The organism is Azospirillum sp. (assembly GCF_050789165.1).
The window spans coordinates 1-7252 of sequence record NZ_JBOZRT010000151.1; the positions used below are offsets into that span (position 1 = coordinate 1).

Below are 7252 nucleotides of genomic sequence, written 5' to 3' on the forward strand. Positions count from 1 at the left end.
CAGCGAGACCATCTACGGCTATGGCGGCGACGACATCCTGACCGGCGGCGCCAACAATTCGGGCAACCACATCCTCGACGGCGGCGACGGCAACGACACCCTGGACGGCGGCGCCTGGAATGACGTCCTGCTGGGCGGAGCCGGCAGGGACAGCTTGGTCGGCGGCATCGGCACCGACGTGTTCCGGTTCATGACGGTGCAGGACAGCGACAGCGTGATGGACACCATCGCGGACTTCTCCGGGGCGCAGGGCGACCGCATCGATCTGTCGTACATCGACGCCAACCCGTTCGTGAACGGCGACCAAGCCTTCGTCTTCAGCACGTCGGGGCTTACCGGCGTCGTCGGGCAGGTGAGCTTCGACAACGCCTACAACGGCTTCACCATGGTGCACACCGACCTCAACGGCGACGCCATCCCCGACATGAACATCGTGCTGGTTGGGTACCAGACCCTCGTGGCAACGAACTTCTACCTGTAAGGCGCCCCGCACACCCTTCGGCGAGGCCGTCCCGTCATCCGGTGGGGCGGCCTGGCACCGTCAACTTGTTGGCAGCGGTTATGATGCGAGCGCGGTTTGACCACCCGCCCCTTGCCCTCCCGACGCGCCAGGACGCGCAACTCGCTGGCGCTCAGGTCTTCCCGGATCGGCAACGCTGCTGGCATGCGCTTCTCCCCGTCGTGGACGGAGAATCGAATCACGGATCACTCGCCTTGGGAATTACCCTCAGTGAGTCGGCGCCTCCGCTCGCCGGTATCATACCGCCGCGCCTAAGCGTTGACACATGGGAGCCACGGGTAGCTGGTGGGGGAGCGTAGGCGCTCCGGCGTTGCGGTGAGGGCGTTCCAGGCATCACAGCAGGCCTGGACGACGGCGTCGTAGTCGGCCAGGAGCCGGTGGGACAGAAAGCGCTCGCGCAGATGCAGCCAGACGCGCTCGACCGGGTTCAGCTCGGGACTGTAGGGCGGCAGCGGCACCAGCGTGATGTTGTCCGGCACGACCAGCGCCCGCGATCCATGCCAGCCGGCCTGGTCGAGGACGAGCACCGCCTGGACGTCCGGTTCCAGGTCCCGGGAGAAGCCGTCCAGGAACAGGCTCATGGCGGTGATGGAGACGGTCGGCATCACCAGCGCGAAGTCGGCACCGCTGGCCGAGAAACTCGTAGGGAAGTTCCCGCACCGCCCCCCATGGTTGGCGTAACCCGGCCTCGGTCCAGAGATCGGCAACCCGGTCTCCCAGGGCCGAGGTGAACCGCGCCGGGTTTGCCGGAGGCTGTTTGGATTGAGTCACGCTGCCATGGCGAGGGCCTCGGCTTGGGCATAGTAGCGCGCTTCGGCCTCGGCGGGAGGAATTCCGCCGATAGGCTCGAGCAGGCGGCGGTGGTTGAACCAGTCCACCCATTCCAGGGTGGCGAACTCGACGGCCTCCAGACTGCGCCACGGGCCGCGCCGATGGATCACCTCGGCCTTGTAGAGGCCGTTGATGGTTTCGGCCAAGGCGTTGTCGTAATACCAAGTCTTGTGGAGTGCGACTCATGCGGCGAATCCTGCGGGAAAGGGCCGTGTGATTCACTGCAGGGACCATGGCGGCGAGCTCCGCCATGGCCGCTCCGGTTCCGCTGCGCAGCGACTGCGGTGCCGCCACCCTGCATCGGCTTGCCCATTCCTCTCGCGATCCTGGCCAAGTCCGTCGGCTGCTCGCTCTGGCGGCGATCCGCGACGGGGAACCGCGCCCGGCCGCGGCGCAGATCGGCGGGGTCGGCGTTCAGACGGTGCGCGACTGGGCTCATCGGTCATGATCCGTGAGTCTTGGTATAACTGTCCCCGACGCTGCCGACCGACGGCTCAACACCGGCTTCGGTCAAACGCTCGGTGTACTTGATCGACACGTATTGAACGCCACGGTCGGAGTGGTGAACGAGGCCGCTGCCGCGGACCGGGCGGCGGTCGTGCAGCGCCTGCTCCAGGGCATCCAATACGAAGCTCGCCTGAGCGGTGCGCGACACTCGCCAACCGACGATGCGCCGGGCGAACGCATCGATGACGAAGGCCACGTAAACGAAGCCCTGCCACGTGGCGACATAGGTGAAATCCGAGACCCACAGGGCATTTGGCCGTGGCGCGCGGAACTGGCGGTTCACCCGGTCAGCCGGACACGGCGCCGTCCGGTCGCTGAGCGTCGTCTTCGCCGCCTTGCCCCGGATCACCCCCGCCAAGCCCATCCGCCGCATCAGCCGCGCCACCGTGCAGCGGGCGACCTCGATCCTTTCGCGCCCCAGCTGGCGCCAGACTTTTCGCACGCCGTAGACTTGGAAGTTCGCCTCCCAGACCCGCCGGATCTCTGCGCCCAGCACCACATCCCGCCGCTGGCGGGCCGAAGCCCGGGCGGGATCGGCGCGGCGGGCGACGTGCGCGTGGTACGTCGACGGGGCGATCGGCAGGATGCGGCAGATCGGCTCGACCCCGTAGGCGGCACGGTGCTCGTCGATGAAGGCGATCATGGCTTGAAGCGGCGGTCGAGCTCCGCCTGGGCAAAATACGCCGATGCCTTGCGCAGGATCTCGTTGGCTTGGCGCAGTTCCCGGTTCTCGCGTTCCAGCGCCTTGATGCGCTCGCGCTCGGCCGTGCTCGCTCCGGCCCGCTTGCCCTCGTCCCGCTCGGCCTGCCGGACCCAGCCGCGCAGCGTCTCGGGATTGCAGCCGAACTTCGCCGCGATCGAGCAGGTCGCCGCCCACTGCGACGCGTACTCGCCCTCATGCTCCATCACCATCCGCACGGCCCGCGCGCGCACTTCAGGCGAGTAGCTCTTCGATGTCTTCTTCGCTTCCATAGCTCCATCTTCTCAAGAGTTGGAGCCTCCGGCAAACCCGGCGCGGTTCAGGCAGAGTTCGGTCCGGCCTTCGGTCAACCCCGGCTGCTTTCCAGAAAGCCTGTCGCGCGATGAGCAGCGAAGCCTTTGCGATCGCGCCAAACCATTACTTCCAAAAGGAGGGCCACCGGTTCAAGATCGCCTCAAAGGGGCGCTTGTAGGTATCGGGAAAGTGCTCCGGGACGAACATGCTTGCTCCCTCGAAACTGACCGCCTCATAGCCGGTAGCGGTCTTGCGCATGTGCCAGTAGCCGCGCAGAGCGGAAACTGATCCGAAGTACTCGCCGACAGCCAGAGTGACACCGGGGTGGTAATCGCGGCCGGTCGCCGGGTCGGCGATACAGTCCGCGGACCCATTGCGCTCAGTCAGCTCGCGGTCGCACTCGGCCAACTGCAGCTCTAGGTCGTCTCCGCACATAATCCCGCCCTCTGTTAGCAGTTCATCCGCTAGCCGCAGGTCTTTGAGGACGTCATCATAATAATGGCTGCCGTCAATATAGATAATGTCAAAGCCTTCTTTTCGCAGATGCGGCAGAATATTGTGGGAAAGCCCGCGGATGTGGTCTATCTGCACCCCTTTCGGGGCGAAGCGAATGTTGTGGCAGAACAAGTCGTAGGCAAGGCCAGTGCGGCCCATGTAGTCCATATGCCGGTACACGTCGGCTTGGCGGACGTCCTCGTCGGTAAAGTAGGAGGTCCAGGGATCAACACACAGCAGCGTGCCCTTGTGCGGCACGAAACGCTCGATCGCCTGAGCCCAAGTCAGGGCACTGAAGCCGATCCACGAGCCGATCTCCAGGATCCGTATCGGACGGGCGGCCGGCACCGCCAAGCCCACCGTCGCGCCCATAAGGATCTGTCGCATGGGATCGCCCTGAAGACCTTGCGTTGCACCGCCGAAGAAGTAACTTTCCGGGAAAAGAATGGTAGATATGGCCTGTTGCATTATAGTGTCACCTTCTGTCTTTATAGCGCGGCGGAGCGTCCGTAAACACTATCGCAACAAGGCACACAATAGACTTGTGAAGTCCCCAAGGCCAGTGATAACACGCTGCGACGTCTTCGCGTCTTGGTAGGTGCTGAGAGGCCCCGAGTGCGACCCCGGCCGTCAACTCAGGGCAGGCGTCGGCCCGTGGCCGGAAACGGGCTCCCGGGTTGGTGGGGCCGCCCCCCCGGTGTGCCTCGATGACCGGATCCTACCGACGTTGGTGCACAACTCGGCGTTCTGACGGATTCCGCCCTGCTACGCTGGTGATCAAGCGACCTTGCGGGAGACCGGCATGGCGATGCTGGTCATGACGTTCATGACCTTGCAGCCGACGGCGGCCTCGACCCTCTGGGCAGGCAGACTCCTGGCGCGCAGGGAGCGCCCGATCAGTTGCTTGTAGCGCATCATCGCCACTTCGCCCAGGGACCGACGACCGTACTGGACGGCCCGCTGCCAGCCGAGCCGACCACGCTTGCTGATCAGCTGTATGTGGCGGTCGCGTTGACTGGGGGTGCTTCCGCTCGTGTCGCTCGGCACCGTGTTCGCGCGCGGCGGGATGATCACCTCGGCCGCGGGGCTGTGCGCGGTCACCGCACGGTAGACCGGCTCGCCGTCGTAGGCGCCGTCCGCCAGCACCGTGCCGACCGGACGCGCGATCTGATCGAGCAGCGGACCGACCAGCGAGGCATCCCCGTCCTCGGTGGACGTCAACTCCGAGGCAAGGATCACGCCGCTGTCGGGATCGATGGCTAGGTGCAGCTTGCGCCACGTTCGGCGCGCTTGGCCGCCGTGCTTCTCCAGGTGCCACTCGCCCTTGCCGAACACCTTCAGCTCCGTGGAGTCGAAGACCACGGTGACCGACCCGTCCGTCCTGGCCAGCGCCGCCGCGACCTCCAGGTTGGCGCTGCGCCGGGAGAACGTCGTGTGATCGGGAACCGGCAGGTGCAGGCCGAGCAGGCGCATGAGCGAGCCCAGCAAGCCCTCGGTCTGGCGCCACGGCCGGCCAAGGCAGTGCGCAGCATGGCATCGCCGACCTTGCTGACCCCGCCGGTCACGTCGGTCTCGCCCGACTGGTACTTCTTCGGGGTCAGCCCGAAGTGCGCGCCCACCGCCTTGGACGAGGTGAACCGTCCGGGATCGTCCACGGCCGTCTTGAAGGTCAGCGCCACCACCGCGCCGACCCCCGGTACCGTCATCAGCCGCCGGCAGACCTCATCGCCGCGCACGATCGCCAACATGCGCCGATGCAGCCGCATGAACTCGCTGTGCAGCCCGTCACGGGCGCTCAGCATGGCGCCAACGACGGTTTCCAACATCTCGTGCCCGGCAATCAGCTCTTGCACACGCGCGGCAAAGCGGCCCTTGCTGACCTCGCCGACCTTGAGCCCAAAGCCGCGCAGAATGCCGCGGATGGAGAACTCGACATCGCGCAGCTTGGCCTGCAGCAGCTTGCGCCCAACCAGCAAGGCGCGGATCTCCTGGGCATCGGCGGACTTGCGGTGCACCGGACGGAACCAGCCCATGCGCAGCAGCTGGGCGATGCCGCGGGCATCCTTGCGGTCGGTCTTGACCATCATGGCCGAGAGCGCCGCCTTCACATGCCGGGTCTCCAACAGCACCGTCGCAAAGCCCGCCTGGCTCAACCCGGCGTGCAGCCACTGCGACAACGGGCCGGCCTCCAGCCCGATGCGAACCACCGGAAAACCAAGCTCGCCGAAGAACCGCACCAGGGCGTCGGGCTCGCTGGCCACCTTGGCCTCGCGGATGATCTTGCCCGTCGCATCCACCACGCACACGCTGCTCAGTTCCAACGAGACGTCGATTCCGGCAAAGTAATCCATGGCTGTCCCCCTTGATGCTTGGGGCCGATCCGATCGGACCCCGCTTCACACCATCACAGTGGGGACAGCCACCCCGCCAAGCTACCGCTTGGTGAAGGCCCATTACGGCATCTAGCCGGCTCCTACACGCTGGTTATAGGAAACTTCGCGCTGTAACCGGTTGCATCGATGTTGGCTTGGTCGCGGCAGCGGGATGCCTGATGGCCACACCGACCGCCCTGGCTGCCTTGCTTGAGATAGTTGTAACCAATGGTTATCCTGCCCTCCACGGACAGTTCGGCGCGCTTGCACGGTCCTCAAGCTGTCGCATTCGCGTGATGCTAGAGAATTGAAAATGACCGTTTACCTTCTTGATCCGGGCATGCGGACCTTCGGCGGCCATCACGCAAACACTGCGTTGGTCATGACCAGGGCTCTGCGTGATCGCGGCGAGGTGGTGCGTGTTCTGGGACACCGTGATCTCATTCCGGGTCTGACCGCGGAAATCGGTGCGGAGCCGTGGTTCGCGTTCGGTACCTACGAACTGGCGAGCACCGACCCCATGTGCTGGGAATTGGAAACGGTGTTGGACGGCGGCGAACTGGTCGCAGCCGATCTCCGGCGGTTCGATCCCGCGCCCGGCGACATCCTGGTCTGGCCAACCGCACGGCCAATGCACGTGTTGGCCATGTCCAAGGTCCTGTCAGAATGGGCATCGCCGTTGCTGACCGTGGTCACCGCCGGACTTCCCTGTGGATCGACGGAAGCGTTCTTCTGGCGCTTTGCCTGGCGCCGCTTGCCGCAGGGGGCGCCCGTCGTCTGCGTGACCACCGGGAAGACGATGGCCGACGATTACGCGGAGAAGAGCGGCCTGACGTTCCGGACCGCGCCCAACACCCACGAGGGCCGCATCCGTAACCGCGGCGGTGTCGACCCTGCTGCCGGCCATGTCGTGATCGGGGTGCTCGGCCATCAGCATGCCAACAAGGGAACCAATCTGCTGCCGGAGGTCGTCCGCCGGACCCGGGGCAACGTCCGTTGGCTGGTGCAGGACTGCGGGCGCGACGCCGAGCCGATTCTCGATGAGTTGGAAACGCTGCCGAACGTGCGCGTCCTGCGGCGCGCGGCGCTCGACTGGCATGGGCTGTTGGCGGAGTGCGATGCTCTGCTCATGCCCTATACCCGAACGACGTACGAGCGGACGCACAGCGGCTTGGTGGCGGAAGCGATTGCCTCCGGAATTCCTTTCGTCATTCCCGATACCCCAGCGCTTGTCGAGCAGGCCAGCGGGGCCGGATGCGTCGCCTATGAGGGCGACGGCGTGGAGACTGTGGTCCACGCCGTCGAAACGTTGCTTCAGCATTACAAACCTCTGGCCATCCTCGCGTACCATCAGGCGGCTCACTACGCTGCGACCAACGGCCCCGGCAACTGGGCCGACTGGCTTCTCGGTCTCGCCAAGGAATCCGGGGTTCGCGCTTAAGAAGCTGTTCGTGGATGTCACGCGGGAGCGGCTTGGGTAATGAGCCGCTTCAGACGGCGTGAGAGGATGGAGATGAAGGCGATCTCGATGAA

The 7252-nt window shown here is 65.4% G+C and carries 4 protein-coding genes, 5 pseudogenes and 1 other annotated feature; of the genes and pseudogenes, 3 read left to right on the forward strand and 6 right to left on the reverse strand.

The window, feature by feature from the left end; all coding sequences use genetic code 11:
• Positions 1–481 (forward strand): M10 family metallopeptidase C-terminal domain-containing protein (locus ACRWK7_RS31150; protein WP_431861099.1); only part of this gene is annotated, 481 nt, incomplete at its 5' end.
• Between the two features lie 290 nt (positions 482–771).
• Here the strand turns inward: ACRWK7_RS31150 and ACRWK7_RS31155 are convergent.
• Together ACRWK7_RS31155 and ACRWK7_RS31160 are read right to left on the reverse strand one after the other, a co-directional pair.
• A complete protein-coding gene (locus tag ACRWK7_RS31155; RefSeq protein WP_431861101.1) occupies positions 772–1125 on the reverse strand; it encodes a transposase in 354 nt (117 codons plus the stop codon).
• Positions 1126–1287: 162 nt separating this feature from the next.
• A pseudogene (locus ACRWK7_RS31160) lies at positions 1288–1509 on the reverse strand (integrase core domain-containing protein); the annotation flags it as partial.
• A 74-nt stretch (positions 1510–1583) separates the two neighbouring features.
• Here ACRWK7_RS31160 and ACRWK7_RS31165 point away from each other — a divergent pair.
• A pseudogene (locus ACRWK7_RS31165) lies at positions 1584–1784 on the forward strand (IS630 family transposase); the annotation flags it as partial.
• 30 nt (positions 1785–1814) lie between these two features.
• Here the strand turns inward: ACRWK7_RS31165 and ACRWK7_RS31170 are convergent.
• The 4 genes and pseudogenes from ACRWK7_RS31170 to ACRWK7_RS31185 all read right to left on the reverse strand — a co-directional run.
• Positions 1815–2830: pseudogene (locus ACRWK7_RS31170) on the reverse strand (IS3 family transposase); the annotation flags it as partial.
• Positions 2427–2543, reverse strand: a sequence feature (AL1L pseudoknot). Its footprint overlaps the pseudogene before it by 117 nt.
• A 145-nt stretch (positions 2831–2975) precedes the next feature.
• Positions 2976–3815, reverse strand: coding sequence for a class I SAM-dependent methyltransferase (locus ACRWK7_RS31175; protein WP_431861103.1), 840 nt, complete (start codon positions 3813–3815; stop codon positions 2976–2978).
• Between the two features lie 309 nt (positions 3816–4124).
• Positions 4125–4862: pseudogene (locus ACRWK7_RS31180) on the reverse strand (IS5 family transposase); the annotation flags it as partial.
• Positions 4862–5733 (reverse strand): annotated as a pseudogene (locus tag ACRWK7_RS31185) (IS110 family transposase); the annotation flags it as partial. The pseudogenes ACRWK7_RS31185 and ACRWK7_RS31180, both read right to left, overlap by 1 nt.
• Before the next feature lie 299 nt (positions 5734–6032).
• On the opposite strand from ACRWK7_RS31185, the gene ACRWK7_RS31190 reads away from it, so the two are divergent.
• Complete coding sequence (locus tag ACRWK7_RS31190) at positions 6033–7160, forward strand: glycosyltransferase (protein WP_431861105.1); 1128 nt, start codon at positions 6033–6035, stop codon at positions 7158–7160.
• Positions 7161–7252: the final 92 nt, after the last annotated feature.

Bases quoted from the DNA above. Each gene is read 5' to 3' on its own strand.
- ACRWK7_RS31155 (WP_431861101.1), bottom strand. From the start codon at position 1,125: ATGCCGACCGTCTCCATCACCGCCATGAGCCTGTTCCTGGACGGCTTC.
- ACRWK7_RS31175 (WP_431861103.1), bottom strand. From the start codon at position 3,815: ATGCAACAGGCCATATCTACCATTCTTTTCCCGGAAAGTTACTTCTTC.
- ACRWK7_RS31190 (WP_431861105.1), top strand. From the start codon at position 6,033: ATGACCGTTTACCTTCTTGATCCGGGCATGCGGACCTTCGGCGGCCAT.